Origin of the sequence: Ensifer sp. Root142 (genome assembly GCF_001426785.1) — a bacterium.
Lineage (GTDB): Bacteria > Pseudomonadota > Alphaproteobacteria > Rhizobiales > Rhizobiaceae > Ensifer > Ensifer canadensis.
In genome coordinates this window covers 37,996-60,684 of record NZ_LMFK01000015.1, presented here as the reverse complement: position 1 = coordinate 60,684, position 22,689 = coordinate 37,996, and the positions used below count along the sequence as shown (strand labels likewise).

Here is a 22,689-nt window from a genome sequence, read left to right as displayed (position 1 = left end):
GCGCGGTTCGTGTCTCGCGCTCAGCCGCCGAGCTTGGCGATCGCATGCGCCGAGCTGGCAAACGCGATGTTCTTGGTTTCCATGTAAAAGTCGAACGACCAGTCGCCGCCGTCGCGGCCGATGCCGGAGCTTTTGACGCCGCCAAAGGGCGTCGGCAGATGACGGACATTTTCGGAATTGACCCAAATCATCCCCGCCTCGAGATGATCGGTGAAGCGGAAGGCGCGCGTGATGTCGGAGGTCCAGAGGTAGCCGGTAAGGCCGTATTGAACGTCGTTGGCAAGCTCCAGCGCCTCCGCCTCGTCCTTGAAGGCAATGGCGGTCAGGACCGGCCCGAAGATCTCCTCCTGCGCGATCCGCATGGAATTGTTGGCGCCGGTAAAGAGCGTCGGCTGGACGTAGCAGCCGCCACCGGGGCCGTCGAACTTTGCACCGCCGGCAGCAACCGTCGCACCTTCTTCCTGGCCGATGCCGATGTATTCGAGCACCTTCTTTTCATGCTCCGGGTGGATCAGCGGCCCGACTACGGTTTCCGGATCGAGCGGATGACCGATCCTGATGCGCTTGGCCTTCTCGGCAACCAGCGCGGTAAAGCTGTTGTAGATGCTGTCTTCCACCAGCAGCCGAGAAGAGGAGGTGCAGCGTTCACCGTTCAGCGAATAGATCATGAACACCGCGGCGTCAGCGGCGCGCTCCAGATCGGCGTCGGCAAAGACGACGACCGGGTTCTTGCCGCCGAGCTCGAAATGCACCCGCTTCAGCGTGTCGGCGCCCTGTTTCATGATCAGCGATCCCGTCCGGCTTTCGCCGACGAAGCCGATGGCCTTGATGGCAGGGTGCTCGGTCAGCGCCTTGCCGGCGTCCTCGCCAAAGCCGTTGACCAGGTTCCAGACACCCTTGGGTAGACCGGCTTCCTCGGCGATCTCGACGAGCAGGCGGGCCGTCAGCGGCGAGAACTCCGCCGGCTTGTGGACGATGGTGCAGCCGGCCGCGAGCGCGGGCGCTATCTTCCAAGTCGACAGCATGAACGGCGTGTTCCAGGGCGTGATGATGCCGACCGGGCCGATCGGTACGCGCGTGGTCATGTTGATCTGGTTGTCACCGCGTAGCACCTTGCCGTCGCGGGCCTCCGGTGCGCGATCGGCAAAGAAGCGAAAGTTCTCCGCACCACGCAGAGCGGCCTTGGCCATGAACTTGAGCGACTGCCCCGTGTCCATGCATTCGACGAAGGCAATCTCCTCGGCGCGCGCGACGATGGCATCGGCGATCTTGTGCAGAAGTTTTTTGCGCGTTTCGCCCGGCATGGCGGCCCAGGCTGGGAAGGCCTCCTTCGCGGCACGGGCAGCGCGGTCGATATCGGCTGCTTTGCCGCGTGAGACGGTTGCAAGCGGCTTGAGATCGACTGGCGAGATCGTCTCGAAGCTGTCGCCATCCAGCGCCGGCACGGCTTCGCCATTGATGTGGTTCAAGACGCCGTGCGTGCCGAAGCGGGCGAGATAGGCGTCCGCCTTCTTGAAGTTCTCGTCGAGTTTGGACATGTCATTCTCCAATCGTGGTGCGCTGCCGTTGTGCGGGCGCAGAAACTCTTGCCGACTTCTGCCGGGGTCAGTTGCCCTGCTTTCGAAGGCGCGGGTGGATCGCGTTCTTCTTCCAGCTGAGATCCGGGTCGATTTCGCGGATCTCCAGGCTGAGGGCGAAATGAGGTGTGTCGAAAAGGCTTGCGAGCTCTTGTGTGGCGGCATCGAAGATGGCCGTCCCGGTCGCCTGCTTTTCGGCGTCCGAGCGGCCCCAGCCGATTCGGAAGGACATGTCGATGAAACTGTTCTCAGGCAAGAGATCGGCAATCGCGTAGTCGGCGCTGCGGATTGCGCGCACGCGAACGGCGCCGGTTTCAAAGAGACCGGTGCCGAGGATGGTCTTGTGGATCGTGCGGCACAGGCGGTCGAAGTCGACGCGCGCGTCGAGATTGGCGGAATGTTCGATCGTGAAGTGCGGCATTTCCTGTCCTCCGTGTCTCTCTGTTTATTAATTAACACGTTAACAATATGCCGTTCCGTGTCAAGCGACTTTCGCTGTCGCCCGAAGCTCGCCGGCAATTGCAGAAAGGTGAAAAATCGCCCATAGATCGCGCATGAGCCGTGCGAAAACCCCGATCGAGCTTGGGCCCGACGCCCTTCTTCCCCACAATACGCGTCGGTCGCTGCCGATCGCGCTTCTGCGCGCGCGCGAAGCGGTGATGGGGCATTTCCGACCGATGCTGGCGCGTCACGAAATCACCGAGCAGCAATGGCGCGTCATCCGGATCCTCGCAGAATCCGGCAAGGTCGACGCGTCCGAGATGGCCGACAAGGCCTTCATTTTGGCGCCGAGCCTCACGCGTATCATCCGCTCGCTCGAGGAGCGCGGACTGATCACCAAGCACAAGGACGCCGACGACGGTCGTCGCGTGCTGCTCGAGATCGCGCCCGCGGGCATGCGCGTCATTGCCGATGTCAGCCCGGAAAGCCGGGCGATCTACGACCAGCTCGAAGCGCGTTACGGCCGCGAACGTGTTGAGGTGTTGCTCGACATGCTGGACGAGCTCGCAACGCTCGGCGATTGATAAGGCATCTGCATTCCTCATGCGAGGACCGGTAGCGCTTGCGCCAAGAGCAACGCCTCATCCGCGTAACGACGCACACGCGCCTCCGCGTCCGGAAGTTCCGGGCGCGCGGCAAACCAGCCGATATAGGTGAGGCTACGAAGCGCCATGAAGATCGGCAGCGCCGAAAGTGCCGGATCCGTCAATGGGCGCTTGCTTCTGTATCCTTCGATCAACGCCCTTTCGATCGCCTCGTAGGCCGGTTCATTGCGGTTCTTCAGGAGCGCCGTCGCGATATCGAACAGGCGAAAGCCGAAGCCCGCGTCGTCGAAATCGATGAACGCCACGCCGTCGTCACAAACCAGCACGTTCTCGCGCACGAGGTCGGCATGGACGAGGCCGTAGTCGAACTCGCCCGCAGGCACGTTTTCCAGAATGCTCCGAAGCCGATCGCGCAGAATGCCGAGCCCACACCTCTGCTCGACCGACAGGCCCTCGCAATCCCAGAAGCGGCCCCAGACCGGCCTTTCGCCAAGCAGGCCCGCGATGTCCCAGGCAGGACGTTTGAAGCCTGATGGCGCCGACCAGCGATCGGCAAGGTTGTGCATGTCGGCCATCATGGCCCCAAGCGCATGAAACAGGACGATCTGCCTCTCACCGCTATGCGCGAGCGGAACGCCGCTTTCACCGAACGGCGAGCCGTCCAGCCAGCTGACGATATCGGCATGCTGTGCGCCAAAATCATCGGTCGGGTCGAGATGCACGAGTAGACGGCCGTCCGGTGTCGCAATCGCGCTCGGCACCGCAAGGCCGCCGTCGCCCAAGGCTGTCATCCACTGCAGTTCGGAGCGCAGCGCGGCCTCGTCGTGATAACCCGGTCGGTGCAGTCTGAGCGCAGCCGGCTCGCCGTCGGCGAGGGTGACCCGGAAGACGGCGTTCTCCCGATATTTCAGCAGCTCGGGCCGCACGTCGGCAAGTCCCCAGTGGGTTATGGCCTCCAGTGCGCGGGCCTCGAGTGCTAGCAGCAGATGTTGTGGCAGATGCTCGGCCATGGCGCGTTCACAAGCCTGAAAGCACGTCGTCGAGGGTCGACAACATCAGGTCGGCGTTCTCCTTGGAGAACGGCATCGGCGGGCGGATCTTTGTCGCGCATTGATGGATGCCGAGCTTGCCCATCAGCACGCCACGCTCGCGCATGTCGTTGATGACCTTGGTGGCGAGTTCGGCGGCCGGCGTCTTGTTACCCCGGTCGAGCACGAGTTCCGCTCCGAAGAACAAGCCGCTGCCGCGCACGTCGCCGATGATGGCGTGCTTGTGCCTGAGCCGGTCGATGCCGGCCTTGGAATAGGCGCCGACCTCGCGGGCATTATCTACAAGCTTTTCATCCTCGATGACGTCGAGCACGGCCATTGCCGCGGCGCAGGACACCGGATTGCCGCCGAAGGTGTTGAAGTAGCGGAACGCCTTGCGGAACGCGTTCAGCGCATCGCTGCCGGCAACGACGCCGCCGATCGGATGGCCGTTGCCCATCGGCTTGCCTAGCGTGACGATGTCGGGGGTGATGCCGGCCTTCTGGTGGCCCCACATGTGCCCGCCCGTGCGGCCGAAACCGGGCTGGACCTCGTCGGCAATCACCACGCCGCCGGCTTTCCGCACGGCCGCAACGGTCCTGTCGAGGAAGCCCTCAGGTAGATCGGGGAAGCCCTCATTGGCGAAGAACGGGTCGATGATCAGCGCGGAAAAACCAAACGGGCTTTTCTGCAGCTCGGCGATCGCCTTTTCCACTTCGGCCGCAAACGCGATCGAAAAGGCTTCGCCGGAAACGCCGCCGAGTGGCCGGTAGCTATCCGGTGCCGGCACGTGGCGCACATGGCCGCCGGAGCCGCCGACCGGCGGCATCCGGGTGGAAAGCTGCGAAACGGAGGCAGTGTTGCCGTGATAGGTGTGATCGGTGGCGATGACCCCGGTTTTTCCGGTCACCGCCTGAGCCATGCGCAGGGCAATGTCGTTGGCCTCGCTGCCGGTGCAGGTCAGGATCGCTGTGTCTAGACTAGGATCGAACGTCGCGGTCAGTCGTTCGACATAGTCGAGGATACCCTCGTGCAGGTAGCGCGTGTGGGTGTTCAGCGTCGATGCCTGCCGGGTGATCGCTTCGACCACGCGGGGATGGCAATGGCCGACATGCGGCACATTGTTGTAGCAGTCGAGATAGCGTCTGCCGTCGGCGTCAAAGAGCCAGACGCCTTCTCCCCTGATGATATGGACCGGGTCGCTGTAAAACAGCGACATGTTCTTGCCGAGCAGCCGTTCGCGGCGTGCCAGCAGCGCTGCCGTGTCGCTCATGTCATTTGCCCCCGGCAGCACTCAGGCCGGCGTCGAGCGCCGAAAGAATGCGCGTGACATCCTCGGCAGTGATCACGAGTGGCGGCGACAGGATCACGTTCGGGCCGGAGGTGCGGACCATGACACCAGCCTCATAGGCTGCGTCCTGGACCTTCTGCACCACGTCCTTGGCAGCCGGCGATTTCTTTGCCTGGTCCGACACCAGTTCGAGCGCGCACATCAGGCCCTTGCCGCGCACATCGCCGATGAGGTCGTGGTTGGCCTTCAGAGCTTGCAGGCCGGCCATCAACTCCTCGCCGCGCGCGCCCGCATTGGCCGCCACATCAAGGCGTTTTGTTTCCTTGAGGGTTGCAAGGGCGGCAGCCGCACCGACCGGGTGACCGGAATAGGTGTAGCCATGGCCGATCGAACCGGCAGCCGTCCTGTTGGTCTCGAAAGCCTCGGCAACCTTGTCCGAGATCATCACCGCGCCGAAGGGATAATAACCGTTGGTGATGGCCTTGGCCGTCGACATCAGGTCCGGCTTGACACCCCAAAGACGCGAACCGGTCCAGGCGCCGGTGCGGCCGAAGGCGGTGATCACCTCGTCAGCAATCAGCAGGATGCCGTGGCGATCGCAGATCTCGCGCATTAGCGGCATGAAGGTTTCGTGCGGCACGATCACGCCGCCGGCACCGAGCACCGGCTCCATGATCAGCGCGGCGATGGTGTCGGCCCCCTGGAAGGCGATCTCGTCTTCGAAGAGGCGGGCAATGCCCCTGGCGATCTCGGCGCCGTCCGTCGTCGCGAACGGATTGCGGTAGGTATAGGGGGCGGGAAGGTGGAAGACGCCCGGCAGCAGCGGCTCGTAGTTGCGGCGGAAATTAGAGTTGCCATTGACCGACGCGCCGCCGAAATGCGTGCCGTGGTAGCCCTTCTTCAGCGCGACGAATTTGGTGCGCTCCGGCTGGCCGTTGAGCTTGTGGTACTGGCGGGCGAGGCGAAGGCAGGTCTCGACCGAGTCCGAGCCGCCCGAGGTGAAGAACGAGCGGCTGAGGCCATCCTCCTTGAACCATTCGGCAAGTTCATAGGAAAGCTCGATCAGCGGCGAGTTGGTGGTGCCGCGGAAGGTCGAATAATAGGGCAGGTCGTCGAGCTGATCGCGGATCGCCTTCTTCACCGGCTCGCAGGAATAACCGAGATTGACGTTCCACAAGCCGCCGACCGCATCGAGTACCTTCTTGCCGTGGATGTCGACGATCTCCACGCCCTCGCCGGCATTGATGATGCGCGGCGGCGTCGCGTGCATTTCGGCGGGGTGTGCCATCGGATGCCACAGGTGGCGGGCGTTGTTCTCGATGAGGAAATTGGTTTCGCGCATGTCTTGCTCCTGGTCAGTTCAAATGCCGAGCATCCGGAGGGCTCTGGCGTAGCTTTCGGCGGGTCTGGTGACATCGAAGTGCACGTTGGGCAGGGACACTGCCTCGGCGCCCTCAATGTTCTTTTTCTGGTCGTCGACGAAGACGCAGGCCTCTCGCGGCAGGCCGAGCTCGGAAAGTGCGAGTTCGTAGGCCCGCGGGTCCGGTTTCAGGATGCCGGTGTAGGTGGCATCGACGATGACGTCGAAAAGCTGGATCAGCGGGAAGCGCTTGCGAAACTCGACCCCGTAGAAAAGATCGAGCTCGTTGGAAAGAATGGCGAGCCTGATACCGGCGTCCTTGGCCTGTAGGATCGCATCGCGCGCTTCCGGGCGCAGCACCAGTTCCGGCTCGGCGCCGCGCGCGCGCTGGACGAAGGTCTTCATATCCGTCCAGTCTTCACCGACGAGGTGCCCGACTTCGCGGGTGCGCTCCGTCCAATAGTCGCGCTCGGTGATCTCGCGCCTCTGCATCGACACCCAGAGTGGATCGGTGGCGGTGTCGAACGGCCCCCGCCAGGTCAGGCTGCCGGGGGCAAGGCCGAGCGCGCGCTCGGTGACATCGTGGGTTTCAAACAGCGTGCGTGTAACGACGCCGCCGAAGTCGAGGATGAGAGCGCGATCCGTCACGGGCGGCCTCCCGGGATCACGCCGCGGGCGATCCAGTCGTCGAAGATGGCGAGCGCCTTTGCCGAAAACTCCGGTGCGTTGATGTGGCTGTCGATTTCATGAAGGCTGACGGAGGAGGGGACGGCGCGGCGCATCTCGTCGATGAAGGCGTCGAGCGCTTCAGGTTCGTGCAGCGGTTCCTCCGGCTTGTCCCATTCCTGGATGCCCTTGAGCGGCAGGATGAAGGCGACTTCGGCGCTGGTCACGGCGAGCTTGCCGCCGATGATGCGGGCGATCTCGCGCCGGCCTTCTGGCGATGTCGTCACCGAGCCCAGCAGCCGGTTGTGGGCATGATAGGGCCGGCCAGCTAAGGCTGCGGGCAATGCCTGCCAGGCGGGCAGGTCGACCATATCGACTGCTCCCGGTGCTACAAGCTGCGGAATTCCGGCGCGTCCGGCATTTTCCAGCCGATCTGGCCCTGACGTGACGACGGTGCCGTGATGATGGTTGCTGACTTCCTGGATGCAGAAGTCGAAGACGGCGGTAAAGCCGTTCTGTGCGGCAATCGCCTCGAAGGCGCGGCCGCCCATGCCGGTCGCATGAAACACTGCGACGTCATAGCCGCGGCGCTCAAGTTCGGGCTTCAGGTATTTCATGTATTTGAGGCAGCTCGATCCGAGCGAGGTCATGCCGATGAGCGGCCGCTCCTTGTCCGGTTTGGTGCCGAAGCGCGCCGCCCCGACGACGGCGCCACAGGCTTGCGAAAGCACCGATCGGCAAATGCCGTTGAGGCCGTAAAGTCCGCCCGCCCACAGGATCATCATCAGATCGGGCGCGATGCGTTCCGGCGGCAGCAGGTGCGAATAGGCGATCGTCGAGACGACGAACTTCGGCACGCCGAGCGGCAGGGCTGCAGCGACGTCGAGTGCCAGGTCCGTGCCCATCGAACCGCCGAGAATGATGACGCCATCGGCCTGGCCCGCATCGTAGAGGCTGCGGGTGAGGGCCGCCGCACCCTTGGCCATCAACTCCATCGCACTGTTTTCGTCGCCGCTTGCGGCAATCGCTACGATCGACGTGCCTGCCGCCTTGGCGATATCGTGACGGGAATATTCCGGCGCATAGGGCGGATCACCGAGAACGCTGACGTCGATCATCACAGGCAGGCCACCGGCCTCGCGAATGACGGATGCCATGAATTGAAGCTCTTCGCATTTGGTGTCTCCCGTCCCAACGACAAGGATGTTGGGTAGACGGTTCATCGCATTCATCAGCCGGCCCTCCTTGCCAGCGGATTGGCAGGCACCTGCTCCAACCCAAAGAATTTCTCCGAAATGCGTTTCGCGATCGCCGCCGTTGCCGGTCCGAGTTGCTCGATCGTGTCGGCATTGGCGCGCACCTGCGGGGCTGCAACGGCGATCGCGCCGATCGGCACGCTGTCCGGCGCACGGATCGGGGCGGCGACACTGATGACGCCGCTTTCGAGCCCCTGCTGGCTGATCGAATAGCCGCGGTGGGCGGTCTCTACGAGCAGGCGGCGAAGTTCTGTTTTCGACGTGATCGTGTACTCGGTGAAGGCTTCAAGGGGCATGGACAGTGCATCTTCGATCTGCCTTGCCGGGCAGAAGGCGAGGAAGGCGTGGCCGGATGCGGTCGCATGGAAGGGCAACGCGCTGCCGATGTCGACGATGACCCGATGGGCGCGCGGCGAATCTTCCACGTGAACGGTCGAAAGCCGGTCGGCGACGAATTCCGAGAGATGCACGGTCTCGCCTGATGTGCTGGCAAGCTCTTTTACGAATGGAATGGCGAGCGTGAGAAAGGGGAACCGTGCTTCCCGGATGCGGGCAAGCCGGACCGGCGCGCCGCCGATGCGGTAGCGCTTGGTATCCGGATCCTGTTCGACGAAACCGTGTTTTTCAAGCTCGACGAGAAAGCGTCGCGCCGTCGCCTTGTCGAGCACGCAATGCCTGGCGATGTCGCTCAAGCCCACTTCCCTGTCCAGTCGCGAGATCGCGTCCAACAGGGTCAGTGCCTTACCGATGGTGCTCATCCAGTCCTCCGTCGTTGAGCGCCGCCGTCAGTGATCCCGATGCCTGTTCCCTTGATTCCCAGGCGGTTTGGTCGCCCGTATCGCGTTTTTATCCGGCCGAGATACTTAACATGCGAAATAACTTGACAGGTCGCCGTGGCATTTGCAAGTCTATATTTGAAGCAACGGTTTGAATATTGAACCGATTATTGCGCGCGGCCAAGAACAAAAAGCAACATGGTCAGCAGCAGCTTCGCGGAGGATGCCTTTGGAGAGATGGACCTGAGGCGAAGGCAAATAGTGCCAAGAAAAGGGGAGCTAAGAAGCTATGGACAATCAATCGTCGCCCGCAACCGGCGCCAACCAGCTGCGCAGGAATGCGCTCGGAGTCGGTGCCGTCACATTTCTCGTGGTATCGGCCGCCGCGCCGTTGACGGCGGTCGCCGGCGGTGTGCCGCTGGCAATGCTGCTCGGCAACGGCGCCGGCATTCCCGGCACGTTTCTGCTGGTCACGCTGATCCTTCTGATGTTTTCGATCGGCTACGTCGCCATGGCGCGGCATATCCGCAACGCCGGCGCCTTCTACGCCTATACCGCGCAGGGGCTCGGCGGGTTGATGGGCGGTGCCGCCGCGATGATCGCGATCCTTGCCTATAACGCGATGCAGATCGGCGTCTTCGGCCTGTTCGGCGCGGCGACCGCCGGCCTCTTTGCCGGGCTCGGCCTCGACCTGCCCTGGTGGGTCTGGACCTTCATCGGCATCGCGATTGTCGGCGTTCTCGGCTACCGCCGCGTCGACCTGTCAGCGAAAGTGCTGACGGTGCTCGTCATTCTCGAATATCTCGTCGTGCTGGTCATCGACGTTGCGATCATCGCCAAGGGCGGCGACAGCGGCCTGACGATGACGTCCTTCGCGCCTTCGGCCCTGATGTCCGGCTCGCCGTCGATCGGCATCCTGTTCTGCTTTGCAGCCTTCATCGGCTTCGAGGCGACGACGATCTACAGCGAGGAAGCCCGCGATCCGCACAGGACCGTGCCGCGCGCGACCTATATTTCCGTGCTGATTATCGGCGTTTTCTACATGCTGACATCCTGGCTGATGGTGAATGCGGCCGGTGCAGACAAGCTGGTGCCGGAACTGCAGGGCCTTGCCGATCCGACCACCTTCCTCTTCGGTCTCGCCGAGCGCTATGCCGGAGGCTGGCTGCCGCCGATCATGAATGTACTCTTCGTCACCAGCCTGTTTGCCGGCGTGTTGGCGTTTCACAATGGTGTCGCCCGCTATCTCTACGTCGCTGGCCGCGAGCGCCTGTTGCCGGCTTCGATCGGCGTCACCCATCCGGTCTACCATAGCCCGCACGCCGGCTCGGTCATCCAGACGATTACAGCTGTGCTTGTCGTTGCGCTGTTTGCGGCAACCGGACAGGATCCGGTGCTGGCGCTGTTTTCCTGGCTGACCAATGTCGGCACGCTGGCCGTGATGGTGCTGATGGCGTTTACCGCCTTTGCCATCGTCGCTTTCTTCAATCGCAATCCGGGATTGGAATCGAATGCGCTGGTGACCAAGATCATCCCGGTCATCACAGGCATCATCCTGATTGCAGTGATCATCGCCATTGCGATCAACTTCGGCGACCTCGCCGGCGCCACCGGTCTGCTTGCGGTCTTCCTGCCCGGACTTGTCGTTATCGCTGGCGTCATCGGGCTTGGCTTGGCGGCGATGCTCAAATCGGGCCGTCCGCTCGAATTTGCCCGGCTTGGCGCCGGCCAGGAGATCTGATCCGATAGGGGCGGCCGAGCAATCGGCCGCTCTTCTGCCTGACACATGGAACGGAAAACATGCAGGAAAAAATCGACCAGTTGCGCCGCAATGTGGTGCCGCCGCAAAAGCTCTTCATCGGCGGCAACTGGCGCGGCGCCCAGTCCGGCAGGATGCTGGATGTCATTTCCCCGATCGATGGCACGCGCCTCACGACCATCGCCGATGCTGATGTCGACGACGTCGATGCCGCTGCGCGTGCCGCCCGGGCGGCCTTTGAGAAGGGCACATGGTCGAGGGCTGCACCGGCGGAGCGCAAGAAGGTGCTTCTGCGCATAGCCGAACTCATCGAGAAAAATGCTCTCGAACTTGCCGTTCTCGGCGTACGTGACAATGGCACCGAAATTTCGATGGCGCTGAAGGCTGAGCCAGGCAGCGCCGCCGGTACCTTTCGCTACTACGGCGAGGCGATCGACAAGGTCTACGGCGAGATCGCGCCGACCGCTGACAACGTGCTCGGGCTCGTTCTTCGCGAACCCGTCGGTGTTGTCGCCGCTATCGTTCCCTGGAACTTTCCGCTGATGATCGGCGCCTGGAAGATCGCGCCGGCGCTCGCGGCCGGCAATTCGGTCATTCTGAAGCCTGCAGAGGGCGCGTCACTGACCTTGCTGCGGCTCGCCGAACTTTGCGCCGAAGCCGGCCTGCCTGAGGGCGTGTTGAATGTCGTGACGGGCAGGGGGGCGGTCACCGGCGAGGCGATCGGTCTCCATGCGGATATCGACGTGCTCGCCTTTACCGGCTCGGGCGGCGTCGGCCGGCGACTGCTTGAATATTCGGCGCGCTCCAACCTCAAGCGCGTCTATTTGGAGCTAGGCGGCAAGTCGCCCAACATCGTCTTTGCCGATGCCCCGGATCTCGATCAGGCGGCGAAAATCTCAGCCTATGGTATCTTCCGCAACTCCGGCCAGGTCTGCGTTGCCGGCTCGCGCCTGCTGGTGGAGCGATCGATCCACGAGGCCTTTACCGAGAAGGTTGCGGCGATCGCAGCAAACATGAAGGTCGGCGATCCGCTACTGCTGACAACCGAGGCCGGTGCGATCTCCAGCGAAATCCAGCTTAAGAAGAATCTCGGTTTCGCCGAGCAAGCGATAGCCGAGGGCGCGCGGCTGAGGGCCGGCGGCAAGCGTATCCTCGAGGAAACGGGCGGCTTCTACATGCGGCCGACGATTTTTGACGTCGATCCGGGCATGACGCTCGCCAGAGAAGAAGTCTTTGGGCCGATCCTCTCGATCATCCCCTTCGACGATGAAGCCGACGCGCTCCGCATCGCCAATGGCACCGAATACGGGCTTGCGGCGGCCGTCTGGACCGCGAACCTGTCGCGGGCGCATCGCATTGTGCGCTCTATTCGGGCCGGCGTCGTGCACGTCAACACCTATGGCGGCGCCGACAATACGGTGCCGCTTGGCGGAGTGAAGCAGTCGGGCAATGGCCACGACAAGTCACTGCACGCGCTCGACAAATACACCGACCTCAAGACCGCCTGGATCCAGCTCTGAGGGCAGCGAATAATCGCCACCAAACGAAACGGGCCGGAGTTGAACACCGGCCCGTTTCGTTTTTGTATTTCGGTATTCTACCCGCCGAAACTGCCGAGCTGTGTTGGCACGTGCACGTAGTTGCGATCGAAGTAGAGGAGCGCGTTGCCGTCGCTACGCGATCTTATGCCGACGACGCGGCCGATCAGGATGTGGTGGGTGCCGAGCAATCTTGCTTCCGCCAGTTCGCAATCGAGCGAGACGATCGCATCCTTCACAGCGAGACTTCCCGACTGCATCTCGACCCAGTCGGCGGCGGCATAGCGGGTTGCCATGTCCTTGGTGGCGCCGGCGAAATGGCCGGCGAGCTCGGTGTGGTCGTGGCTGAGCACGTTAACGCAGAAGCGCCGGTTGTCGATGAACAGGCCGCATTGCGTCGAGTTCCGGTTCATGCAGACGAGCAGGCTCGGCGGGTCGTCGGTCACCGAGCACATCGCCGTTGCAGTGAACCCGCCGCGCCCGGCGGGTCCATTGGTGGTGACGACATTGACGGGCGCACAGACCCGCGCCATCGCGTTGCGGAATTCGGTCTTGGAGATAGCCGTTTCCATGGCAATCGCCTCACTCGGCCGCATTGCGGATCGGCGCCTCGGCGCCAATTGGCGGCAGCCAGGTGTCGCCGGTCCAGCCATGCTGGTCGTAGTCGCTCATACAGGTGTCGACGAGGGCTTCCATCTCTTTCAGACGCCCGCCGCGCTCGGCGCCCTTCAGCACCTGCAGGCGGACTTCTTCAGGCGCGCCGGCATAGTTGAGTTCATAGAGCGCATGGCGCCCGCCGAACTCGGTGCCGGTCGCGTCCCACAGCAGCTTCATGATCTTGATGCGCTCGATATGCCCCATGTCGTTGGAGCCGCGGACATATTGCGCGAGGTAGCGATCGATCTCGCCATTGCCGAAATCCCTGACCGAGGACGGCAGGTAGATGAGGCCGGACGCGATAACCCGGCGAATGGTGTCGACCACTCGCGGATAGGCTTCCGACATGAACGTTCGGTAAGAGAGTGCGGCTTCGAGATTGGGCAGAACGGCGCCATCCGCCCACGGGATGGGGTTGTAGGCCATGGCATTGGAAAAGCTCCAGAACATGTGCCGAAGCGCGATGACCTCGCCAAGGGCTGCCTGGTTGCCGCGAAACGCGTCGCCGCCGGTTGCCCGCAGCGCTTTGGCCAGCAGGCCGGCGAGGAAGTCGAGCTTGACGGCAAAGCGGGTGCAACCCTGGAAGCAGTAGCCGTGCATGAAGCCCGATGCCGGATGAAACGAAAGGATCTTGGCGGCATCGCGCAGCACGAGCACGTCCTCCCAGGGCACGAACACATTGTCGAGCACCAGGATGGCATCGTTCTCGTCGAAGCGCGACGACAGCGGATAGTCGAAGGGATGGCCGACAGTGTTGGCCGTCTGCTCGTAGGAGACGCGGCAGAACATCTTGATTCCAGGCGCATTCATCGGGACGATGAACATCACCGAGAGCGACGGATCCTCGGTCACTGTTGCCGAGCTCTGGGCAAGGAAATTATAGTGCGTCAGCGCCGACGACGTCGCCACCACCTTGGCGCCGGAGACATAGATGCCGGCATCGGTTTCCTTGGTGATATGAACGAACACGTCTTTCACCGCATCGGCAGGTTTATGCCGGTCGATCGGCGGGTTGACGATCGCGTGGTTCATGAACAGCGCCGCCTCCTGGGCGCGCTTGTGCCAGGCGAGCGCATTGTCCTTGAACGGGCCGTACCAGGAGGCGTTGGCGCCAAGCGTGTTCATCAACGCCGCCTTGTAGTCGGCCGTGCGTCCCATCCAGCCGTAGGACATGCGCGCCCATTCGGCGATGGCGCCCTGCTGGGCAACGAGGTCGGCAGACGATCGGGCGACGCGGAAATATTTGTGAGTGTAGCCGCCGGAGCCGGTGTCAGTGGGGGCGGTCAGGGTCTTTTTCCTCGCCGGGTCGTGCAGCGCATCGTAGAGCCTTGCCAGCGAGCGGGCCGAATTGCGCATGGCGGGGTGGGTGGTCACATCCGCGATGCGCTCGCCGTTGATATAGACCTCGCGGCCATCACGCAGGCTTTCGAGATATTCGGCCCCGGTAAACGGGCGCGCCTTGTCGGCGCGAAAATCCTCAGCTCTCATGGTTCTCCTCCTTGAGTTTCGTCAAGACTAGGCATTGATTGTCGAGGCAGCCATGGACAGAATGCCAAAATGACTTGCACTTTTTCGGGTGGTTGATGGCCGACATCATTCCAAGCTTCTTTGTCTACGGCGAACCGGAACAACAGCTCGAACCGGGGTTCTTCCACGTCGAAACGGTGATGGCTCGGCGTGGACTGCATCAAGGACAGGTCAGGGCCCATAAGCATGATCAACTTGCCCAGGTGACCTACTGGTTTCGCGGACGTGGGTCGTATTTCATCGAAGACAAGGTTTTGGACTTTTCCGCGCCAGCCGTCAGCTTCGTGCCAAGCGGTATCGTGCACGGTTTCTCCGTCGAACCGCTGGAAAGCGATGCTTTCGTAATATCGATCGCCGACGGCTTGATGCTGTCCGCCCGGGAGAGAACAGTCCTGGCGCTCGATGCGCCGATCATGGTTGCCGGCGCCCGGGACGACCGGCAGTGGCAGCGCCTATCGTCATTGATGGACATGATCGCAGAGGAGTACGGCACGGGAGCTTTCGGTACCCAGTCGATGATGGCATCGCTGGTATCGGCGATCCTGACGCAGATCGCGCGCCTTGCCACCGCCGCGCCATCGCCGTCGCAGTCCCCCGATATGATGCTCGCAACACAGTTGCGGCGCATGATCGATGCGCATTTTCGCGAGAACTGGACGGTTGGGCGCTATACGAGTGCTCTTGCGACCACCCCGCACCTGCTTGCCAAGGCCAGCAATGCCGCGTTCGGGATGCAGGTGAAGGAACTGATCAATGAGCGCCGGCTGCTGGAAGCCAAACGTCTGTTGCTTTTCACCGTTCGATCACTGGAAGATATAGCCTACGAGATCGGACTGAAGGATGCCGCCTACTTCTCCCGTTTCTTCCGCTTGCGTACCGGCATGGCGCCAAGCGACTGGCGACGGCTCAAGCTGGCGGACGCGATGGTGCCATCCTGATTACGACTTTGCCTATCTGTCCCGACAATGCGTTCATCCATGCTTCATTACGGACCGCCGAGTGGAAGAAATCCCGATCGGATCCGGCCCGACAAAGTGTCTTTGCCGTGCCGATCAAACAATTTCCGGGATAATCATGATTGGGCCTTGAAAACCCTGAGCCACTGACTATCTAGGGCATCACTACCCGTATCGATGGCGTCCTGCAGCGGCTAAGCCCGCGCGTTTGACGTTGTCCGGGTCAAGAAAAGGCGCTCCCCGTCAAGGGTCGAGCGCCTTTTCTATTTCGGGGCTCTCCCGCATCGGGCGGCGGCGGGCCTGCCGTTCGTCAGCTTGCAGGTGCTGTGGTCACGAGACGTCTGCCGCCCTTCGCGTTTTCCGGGCGGTGAACCGTGTTGTGATGGAACAAACGCGTTTCCGGTGTATTGTTGTTACGGGAGGCCCCAAGATGTCAGTCCGTCACCCGAAAGGCAGACGCACGTCCGCAATGCTGCTGCCGTCAGCGCAATGGCCACGTCACGCGGCGACGGCTCAGGCGCGCCGTGCCTGGCTTCACGCGCTGTTGGGACGACCGGAGCCGGAGGATCGCGTGTTGCGTGAGAGCCAGGTGGCAGATGCCGGCGACGGCGGGATTGTCAGCGCCGGGGTTTATTTTGACGAATCCACAACGGTGAACCGGCAGCCGCGTCCTCACGATTACAGTTCGGCAGTGTCAGCGCAACAAGCGCCGGCGTCTGCGGCAACCACCGACGTCGATGCTTCCGGCGGAGCCTTGTGGAACGCGCTTTTGGGCGACGACACATCCCACGGCATGCAGCGCTTCGCCAGGCTGATCGCCCTTTTCATCCTTCTTTCCGGGCTGGTGTTCTGGTTGCTTGCGCCCTGAAGGGCTTGCAGAAGGTCGGAACCATTTCATTCGCAGCCGGTTCTACCCCTGGGTTCACAAACCGGGAAGGACTTCGCCATGCCATCGATCGACACAGCCAAAATTCTGATCCTCGCTACCGACGGCTACGAGCGCTCGGAACTGCACGTCCCGCGCGACGAACTGTCAAAGCGCGGCGCCAAAGTGACCATCGCATCGCTGGAAAAACGGGCCATCAAGAGTTGGGACAAGGGCGACTGGGGCGACACCGTTGACGTCGACCTGACGGCAAAGGACGTGTTCGTGCGAGATTTTGATGCGCTTGTGCTGCCAGGCGGGCAGATCAACCCGGACCTGCTAAGGAAGAACCCCGACGCGATGCGCGTCGTCACCGATTTCGTGCAGTCGGGCAAGGTGGTGGCAGCCATCTGTCATGCGCCGTGGCTGCTTGTCGAAGCCGACGCCTTGAAGGGGCGCAAGGCAACGTCCTATGCCTCCATCCGCAAGGATGTCGAGAATGCCGGCGCGCAATGGGTCGATCTGAAGGTCGTCAGCGACCACGGTATCGTCACCTCCCGCTCGCCAGACGATCTCGACGCCTTTGTTGCCAAGATCGTCGAGGAGATCGAAGAGGGTCGCCACGATCGGCGTGCCGCTTAAACTCGACAGAAACGAGGGCGACCGCCATCAGGTATCGCCGCATCTCGAGACACCATGGCCGGCCGGCGTTTGCTTCCGGTCGGGCCATTGACGCTCGTTACTGCAGCGCCTTGGCAAGGAAGGGCAGGCTGACATCCATGCGGTAATCGACCGAATTGTGGTTGTCCTCGAACTCCTCATAGGTGTGTTCGATGCCGAGTTGCTTCAGCGTCCGATGGATGCGGCGATTGCCGTAGAGCAGATTGTACTGATCCACAGTGCCGCAATCCATGTAGAAGGCCTTGAGCTTGCCGATGTTGTGCCCATGGGTCTTGGCGAGCTCAACGGGATCGCACGCCATCCAATTCTGCCAGCGGTCGTCGATCAGCTCGCAGGTCTCCAGATCGACCGGGAGCCGCAGGCCTTTGAAGGCCTCGAGGTTGGGATCGGGGTCGTAGCTTGCCGCCTGGGCCAAAACGAGGAGGACGGGGATGTCCTCATCGGCATGTTTCTCCCGGGCCTCATAGGCTCGAAACCAGCTTTCAATCGAGAGATCATGCCGCGCAAGCGCGCGCAGCACCATGGGAAAGTCAGCCGCCATCAGGTCGAAGCCGGCGTCTCCGGAATGGCTCGCTGCCGCAGCCCAGACATCCGGCCGCCGGAAGGCGTGGGAGAACGCGCCGTAGCCACCCGAGCTTTTTCCAAAAACGCCGCGCCGTCCGGTGCCGCCGCAGCCGAAGCGGGTTTCGACTGCCGGAAGCATCTCGTCGATGAGGAAATCCTCCCAACGGCCGACGACCTCGCTGTTGACATATTGGTTGCCGCCAAGAGAAGTGAAGCAATCGGGAAAGGCGACGACCAACGGCGGCATCTGCCCGGTCGCAATCAGCCGGTCCAGGCGCTCCGGGACGTTCTCGAAGAAGGCTTTCCAGGCGGTGTGCAGAGGGCCGCCGGCCGTAAAGCCGACGAGATCGACGAGCAACGGCAGGCCGGCGCCATCATGGTTTGCCGGGATATAGACATCGACGTCGCGGCGGCTCGGATCCCCGAGCCTGTTGCTTTTAAGCACGTCGCTGTCGACGCTGAGACGGGACACCGTGCCCTTGGGATAATCTGACTTCCGCATTCTTTCCTCCTGATCGCTCCCCGGTTGTATCGCGCGCAATCGACACGAGCCACCATTATCGTCGGTTTGAAGACGTCCCTTCGAAAGGACGGCTCTCGGGATCGCGTAGGGCGCTAGCGCAAGATGCTCGTCAAGAACGTCATCACGGCGCCATTGAAAACATCCGGTGCCTGCAATGGGGCAAAATGGCTGAGACCGGGAAGGTCGTGAAGCGTCGCGTCAGGTAGCGTTTTGGCGAGATAGGTCATGTGCTCCTGCTCGATGAATTCGTCAAATTCGCCAAGGACCGCGGCCACGGGCACGGAGATACCGGCAAGTGCTGCCGCCGACAGGTTGGGCTGTGTCCGCTGCATCGTTTCGACGGCTGCCGAGAGCGCGTCGAAATCACCTGGCGTCGCCGAGAATGCGGCGTAGTCCTTCTGATGTTGCTGCCAAATGCGGCCGATAACAGGGGTGAACACGAACGGTTTGGTGCCTGTATCGTCGACGTTGCAGGCGAAGAAGAAAATGCCGGCAACGCGCTCGGGCGTTTCTTGGGCGAGGATCAGGGCAGTATCGGCGCCATCGCTCCAGCCGACGATCGCGGCCTTCTCGATCCCTAGCCGATCCATGACGGCGCGGGTATCGGCGGCCATCAGCTGGTAGCTGTATTCACGTGCGTCGCGTGTGCTGCGGCCGTGGCCGCGGCTGTCGATGACGACAGCGCGATAGCCGGCTTCGACGATTGCCGGGACCTGATAGCCCCAGTTTCCGCTGTTTCCCATGCCACCATGCAGCAGGATGACTGCGGGGCCGGAACCATGGCTCGCATACCAGATGCGTGCGCCTTCGTTTTCGACGAAGCCCTGTTCGTCCGGCTCCGGAAGCGGTGGGATGCCGTGGCTTTCAACATAAGTCAGATCAAGGTCGCGAAAGGTCATTGCATACATCCCATTCAGCGCTGCAGGAACGCCGTCAGATAGAGACCGTGACGATTGCCGCAAGGGTAGCGGGTGCTTGTTCCAATGTTCGGTAGGCTGTTGTCTTCGCCTAGGTTCAATCTGCGCCGGCCATGTGGAGGCGGCCGGCGCGATTGGAAAAACTCAGTCTTTTTCGAGCACTTCCAGTTCCTTGGGCTCGTCGCCCTGCAGATTGGCAAGCAGCGAAGAGACCGCGTTGTCGCCCTCGAAGCCGGCTTCTTTCAGCAGGCGATCGAGGATCGGCTTGTTGGCCTGGTAGGCGAGCAACTGTCCGGCAAGGCCTTCGCCCATGCCGATACCACTTGCGCCGCCCGCACCGGCACCGCCACGACCCAGCATGCCGCCGGTGTCGAAGATGCGGATATCGGAAATCTTCTCGATCGGCTTCACCGCCTCGGCCAGCGCCTGCGGGATGATGCGGATGCGTTCGCGCAGGATCTCGAACTCGATGATGGCGGGGCTGAGCTTGTTGCGCGCCTCGTTGAGCAGCGCCTCGCTCTGGGCTTCCGCCTTGCCGGTCTCCAGAATGCCCTTGGCCTTGATCACTGCGGCCTCAGCCTCGGCGGTTGCAAGGGTTCTGATGGCATCGGCCTGGTCAGTGGCCGCCTGCTTTTCAGCTTCGGCGCCGACGGTGACGGCCGTTGCTTCGGTTTCAGCAGTCTTGCGGGCGTCGATGACGGCGATCTGGCGTTCGCGCTCGGCAATTTCGACGGCCTTGGCGGTGCCGACCTTTTCTTCCGCGGCGATTGCCAGAGCGCGTGCGGTTTCAGCCTGAGCTTTCGCCTCGGACTCCTCGCGGCTCTTGTTGGCGACGGCGATAGCACTTTCCTGGGCGACGATTTGCAGGTCGCGCTTGGCTTCCGTATCGCGCTGCTGGACCGTGCGGGTCGCCTCGATATTGGCGCTTTCGCGCACCTGCTTGGCGGCCGCCTCGCGCTCGGCAATGGCCTGCTCGGTGGCGATGCGGGCCTCTTCTTCGGCGCGCTTGGCGGCCTGCTCCTGTTGGGCGGTCTCGGCGCGGGTCGCTGCAGACTTGTTGGCGATGTCGCGTTCCTGGTTCAGTTCCGCTTCCCGCTTGGTTCGTTCGATCGCCAGCGACTGCTGGCGAGCCTCAAGATCCTTCTGCGCGATGGCGACTTCGGTGTCGCGCACGATCTCGTTGCGCTCCTTCTTGCGGCCTTCGGTGATGCGCGTCAGCGCGGCGAGGCCGTGGGCGTCGAAGAAGTTGTTGGCATTGAAGTGCTTGATATCGGTCTGGTCGAGCCGTGTCAGCGACACGGACTCCAGTTCAAGGCCGTTCGATTGCAGGTCGGCACCAACCGCTTCCTGAACCGCCTTGACGAAATCCATGCGCTGCTCCTGCAGAGCGTCGAGGCTCATGGTGGCGGCGACCGAGCGCAGGCCGTCGACGAACTTCGCCTCGATCAGCACGCGCAGCTGTTCCGCATCGTTGGTGCGGTCGCCAAGCGTCTGGGCCGCAAGCGCGATCGACGACGCGTCGGGCTTCACGCGGACGTAGAATTCGGCGCCGATATCGACGCGCATGCGGTCCTTGGTGATCAGCGCGTCGCCTTCGCCGCGGCGAACTTCAAGACGAAGGGTCTTCAGATTGACCCGGGCGATCGAATGGAAAATCGGCAGGACGATAGAGCCGCCGTCCAGGACGACTTTTTGGCCGCCGAGGCCGGTGCGGACATAGGCTTCGTCCCGGCTCGATCGCGTATAGAGCGATGCAAGCACGAAGCCGATGCCGAGGATCAGGACGACGCCGATGCCGGCGGGCAGGAGAAGATCAAAGATCATTGTTGCTCCATGGAGGTGGTGTTTGGCGAAGTGAGAAGGTCTTCCGGCGCGGGAATGGCGATGAAGACATCCTTGGCGCGGTCGACGATGAGGATCTGTGTACCGATGGCGATGGCAGCTTCGCCCTTGGCGGCTTTGGCACGCAGATTGTGCCAGTTTCCGTGTTTGTCTTTGAGGCGCACGCGCCCCGGCAGGCCCTGATCGAGCGGGCCCACGGCCACTTCGGCGGTCTGGCCGACGAACTCGGAGAGGTCGACGACATAGGTTTCGTCGCGCGGCACGATCCGCGCCACGGCCCGGCTCGATGTCCTGACTGCGGGAAGGCTCAAGAGAAGCGCCGGGATGGAGGCAATCATGGCCGGCAGCGGCAGCCAGACACTGTGGGCGATGCTCTGGATGACGAACCCGGTCATCGAGAACAGGGCCAGCAACAGCATCACCAGGATGAGGATCGGGACGCCGCCGACATTCAGCCAGGAAAGGAGCCCGGCCATGCCGTTGTGCTCATCGAGCCCGGCCTTGTCGATCACCTCGCCAAGGGAAAATCCGAGCAGCAGGCACAGCATCTCGATTGCGGTCAACGCCGCCAGCATGATGGCGGCAATCGCAAAGGGCAAACATTCAGGAGCGAAAAAGAGCTCCATCGGGGTCAGGCCTTTCCGGCTTTGAACTTTGCCAGCCGCGCTTCGATCGCTTGCTCGCGGTGAAGCCGGTCGAGCTCGTCGAGCTCGGCACTGGTCGCGTTGCTGCCGGCGGGAACGCCGGTGACGCGGGAGACGGCGGCAGCGGCTCGCGCGGCACCATCGGCGGGGTTGTTGCGTGCCCTTGCTGCCGCCGGTTCGTCCGGATACTGCGTCAGGCTGCGTTTCAGATCGGCAAGTCTGGCTTCGGCTTCGCGGCGGGTGGCAAACACGGCCTGCAGCGCCTTCTGTCCCTCATCGAGATGGATCCGGGCATCGGCCAGCGCCTTGTCGAGCGCTGCGGTCTGGGATTCCAGGTCGATCTGGCGGGCAACACCGGCCTTGGCGAGATCGTCGCGGCCGGACGAGACCGCCATGTGGATCTTTTCTTCCAACATGTTCAGATCGGCGACGATTTCTTCACGGCGACTTTGAATGCGATATTCCTCAGCCCGCGCCTTGCCGATGTCTGCCTTTGCCTCTTCGGCGGCGGCATCGATTTCCCGCAAGGCTTGTTCGACGACGGCGACCTTGTTGGTGCCTTCCGCTTTGTCGACGGCGGCGTTGGCGATGCCGGCGATCAGCCGGCCCATGCGCGAAAGAATGCCTTCATTCATCATCATGTCTTCCTCCGTTCGATCCGTGTGTGGCGTGACGCCGATGTGAATTTCATAACCGCCGAGATCGGCGACGAGCTGGGCCGAAAAAATGTTGAGCGTGCCGCGCGAATAGCCCGCCACGTCGAAGGGGATGGCGACACGGCCACGCACGGTTGCGACCGTCAGGTCCGCCGGCCCCTTGATCGCAAACAGCTTTTCGTCGAGCGGCAGCCGCAGCGGATCGCTCGGACGTCCGCGGTTTGAGGCGAAATCGCGCAGACCCAGCGTGACGAAGCGCGCCGGAAGGCCCGTGTGCTCCCTGACGGTTTCATAGGCGAGCTCGTGCAGGGTCACGAGATTTGCCCCGCCTTTTTCCGCCGTCAGCTCCTCGAGCAGGGCCAGCATCGCCGCATAGGCGGCGAACGTTTCCACCAACGCGCGCCGGGCCTGGTCGTCGGGCGCGAGACGGTAGCGAAGGATCGCCGTGTGGGTCATTTGCATCATGCATCTGATGTAAAGCACCGATTTGGTGCTTTCAAGGAGGTGGTGACCTCAGGTTGCAAATATTTCTACTATGCGGTGTGACGGCCGGTAACCGA

General features: G+C 62.6%; 21 protein-coding genes. 6 read left to right on the top strand and 15 right to left on the bottom strand.

What is annotated here, in order from left to right; genetic code table 11:
* Positions 1–20: 20 nt before the first annotated feature.
* Positions 21–1,538, bottom strand: coding sequence for a 5-carboxymethyl-2-hydroxymuconate semialdehyde dehydrogenase (gene hpaE, locus ASD52_RS17980; RefSeq protein ID WP_057225047.1), 1,518 nt, complete (start codon positions 1,536–1,538; stop codon positions 21–23).
* A 67-nt stretch (positions 1,539–1,605) separates the two neighbouring features.
* A complete protein-coding gene (locus tag ASD52_RS17975) occupies positions 1,606–1,998 on the bottom strand; it encodes a 5-carboxymethyl-2-hydroxymuconate Delta-isomerase (RefSeq protein ID WP_057225045.1) in 393 nt (130 codons plus the stop codon).
* A gap of 133 nt (positions 1,999–2,131) precedes the next feature.
* On the opposite strand from ASD52_RS17975, the gene hpaR reads away from it, so the two are divergent.
* The gene (gene hpaR, locus ASD52_RS17970) at positions 2,132–2,602 is read left to right on the top strand and encodes a homoprotocatechuate degradation operon regulator HpaR (RefSeq protein ID WP_057225044.1); all 471 of its coding nucleotides are present in this window, start codon (positions 2,132–2,134) and stop codon (positions 2,600–2,602) included.
* Between the two features lie 17 nt (positions 2,603–2,619).
* Here hpaR and ASD52_RS17965 read toward each other — a convergent pair whose 3' ends face one another.
* Genes ASD52_RS17965 through ASD52_RS17940 form a run of 6 tightly spaced genes read right to left on the bottom strand, consistent with a single transcriptional unit; the run spans position 2,620 to position 8,982 of the window.
* Positions 2,620–3,633, bottom strand: coding sequence for a phosphotransferase (locus tag ASD52_RS17965; protein WP_057225042.1), 1,014 nt, complete (start codon positions 3,631–3,633; stop codon positions 2,620–2,622).
* Positions 3,634–3,640: 7 nt separating this feature from the next.
* The gene (locus ASD52_RS17960) at positions 3,641–4,924 is read right to left on the bottom strand and encodes an aminotransferase class III-fold pyridoxal phosphate-dependent enzyme (RefSeq protein ID WP_057225040.1); all 1,284 of its coding nucleotides are present in this window, start codon (positions 4,922–4,924) and stop codon (positions 3,641–3,643) included.
* A gap of 1 nt (position 4,925) precedes the next feature.
* Positions 4,926–6,284, bottom strand: a complete 1,359-nt coding sequence (locus tag ASD52_RS17955; RefSeq protein WP_057225038.1) for an aspartate aminotransferase family protein — start codon at positions 6,282–6,284, stop codon at positions 4,926–4,928.
* Between the two features lie 18 nt (positions 6,285–6,302).
* Complete coding sequence (locus tag ASD52_RS17950; protein ID WP_057220701.1) at positions 6,303–6,950, bottom strand: HAD-IA family hydrolase; 648 nt, start codon at positions 6,948–6,950, stop codon at positions 6,303–6,305.
* Complete coding sequence (locus ASD52_RS17945) at positions 6,947–8,200, bottom strand: Tm-1-like ATP-binding domain-containing protein (RefSeq protein WP_057225035.1); 1,254 nt, start codon at positions 8,198–8,200, stop codon at positions 6,947–6,949. The genes ASD52_RS17950 and ASD52_RS17945 overlap by 4 nt, the downstream gene beginning before the upstream one ends.
* Entirely contained in the window at positions 8,200–8,982 is a 783-nt protein-coding gene (locus ASD52_RS17940) for an IclR family transcriptional regulator (protein WP_057225033.1), read from the bottom strand. The genes ASD52_RS17945 and ASD52_RS17940 overlap by 1 nt, the downstream gene beginning before the upstream one ends.
* 307 nt (positions 8,983–9,289) lie before the next feature.
* On the opposite strand from ASD52_RS17940, the gene ASD52_RS17935 reads away from it, so the two are divergent.
* On the top strand, positions 9,290–10,741 hold the full coding sequence (locus tag ASD52_RS17935; RefSeq protein ID WP_057225031.1) for an APC family permease: 1,452 nt from the start codon (positions 9,290–9,292) through the stop codon (positions 10,739–10,741).
* A 59-nt stretch (positions 10,742–10,800) separates the two neighbouring features.
* Complete coding sequence (locus tag ASD52_RS17930; RefSeq protein WP_057225029.1) at positions 10,801–12,279, top strand: aldehyde dehydrogenase; 1,479 nt, start codon at positions 10,801–10,803, stop codon at positions 12,277–12,279.
* A 77-nt stretch (positions 12,280–12,356) separates the two neighbouring features.
* Here the strand turns inward: ASD52_RS17930 and ASD52_RS17925 are convergent, their stop codons facing one another.
* Together ASD52_RS17925 and ASD52_RS17920 are read right to left on the bottom strand one after the other, a co-directional pair.
* Complete coding sequence (locus tag ASD52_RS17925) at positions 12,357–12,869, bottom strand: flavin reductase (protein WP_057225027.1); 513 nt, start codon at positions 12,867–12,869, stop codon at positions 12,357–12,359.
* Positions 12,870–12,879: 10 nt separating this feature from the next.
* The gene (locus ASD52_RS17920) at positions 12,880–14,442 is read right to left on the bottom strand and encodes a 4-hydroxyphenylacetate 3-hydroxylase N-terminal domain-containing protein (RefSeq protein WP_057225025.1); all 1,563 of its coding nucleotides are present in this window, start codon (positions 14,440–14,442) and stop codon (positions 12,880–12,882) included.
* A 95-nt stretch (positions 14,443–14,537) separates the two neighbouring features.
* Here ASD52_RS17920 and ASD52_RS17915 point away from each other — a divergent pair, with 95 nt between their 5' ends.
* From ASD52_RS17915 to ASD52_RS17905, 3 genes are all read left to right on the top strand, one after another.
* On the top strand, positions 14,538–15,419 hold the full coding sequence (locus ASD52_RS17915) for a helix-turn-helix domain-containing protein (protein WP_057225023.1): 882 nt from the start codon (positions 14,538–14,540) through the stop codon (positions 15,417–15,419).
* Positions 15,420–16,011: 592 nt separating this feature from the next.
* Positions 16,012–16,305: a hypothetical protein gene (locus tag ASD52_RS17910; RefSeq protein ID WP_128090486.1), complete on the top strand. Its 294-nt coding sequence runs from the start codon at positions 16,012–16,014 to the stop codon at positions 16,303–16,305.
* A 78-nt stretch (positions 16,306–16,383) separates the two neighbouring features.
* Complete coding sequence (locus tag ASD52_RS17905; RefSeq protein ID WP_057207356.1) at positions 16,384–16,944, top strand: type 1 glutamine amidotransferase domain-containing protein; 561 nt, start codon at positions 16,384–16,386, stop codon at positions 16,942–16,944.
* A gap of 97 nt (positions 16,945–17,041) precedes the next feature.
* Here ASD52_RS17905 and ASD52_RS17900 read toward each other — a convergent pair whose 3' ends face one another.
* From ASD52_RS17900 to ASD52_RS17880, 5 genes are all read right to left on the bottom strand, one after another.
* On the bottom strand, positions 17,042–18,049 hold the full coding sequence (locus ASD52_RS17900) for an alpha/beta hydrolase-fold protein (protein WP_057225021.1): 1,008 nt from the start codon (positions 18,047–18,049) through the stop codon (positions 17,042–17,044).
* A 113-nt stretch (positions 18,050–18,162) separates the two neighbouring features.
* On the bottom strand, positions 18,163–18,969 hold the full coding sequence (locus tag ASD52_RS17895; RefSeq protein ID WP_057225118.1) for an alpha/beta hydrolase: 807 nt from the start codon (positions 18,967–18,969) through the stop codon (positions 18,163–18,165).
* 162 nt (positions 18,970–19,131) lie between these two features.
* Positions 19,132–20,811, bottom strand: a complete 1,680-nt coding sequence (locus ASD52_RS17890) for a flotillin domain-containing protein (RefSeq protein ID WP_057207354.1) — start codon at positions 20,809–20,811, stop codon at positions 19,132–19,134.
* Entirely contained in the window at positions 20,808–21,455 is a 648-nt protein-coding gene (locus ASD52_RS17885) for an OB-fold-containig protein (protein ID WP_057207353.1), read from the bottom strand. Before ASD52_RS17885 ends, ASD52_RS17890 begins: the two co-directional genes overlap by 4 nt.
* 5 nt (positions 21,456–21,460) lie before the next feature.
* Entirely contained in the window at positions 21,461–22,591 is a 1,131-nt protein-coding gene (locus ASD52_RS17880) for a PspA/IM30 family protein (protein WP_057225116.1), read from the bottom strand.
* Positions 22,592–22,689 lie beyond the last annotated feature (98 nt).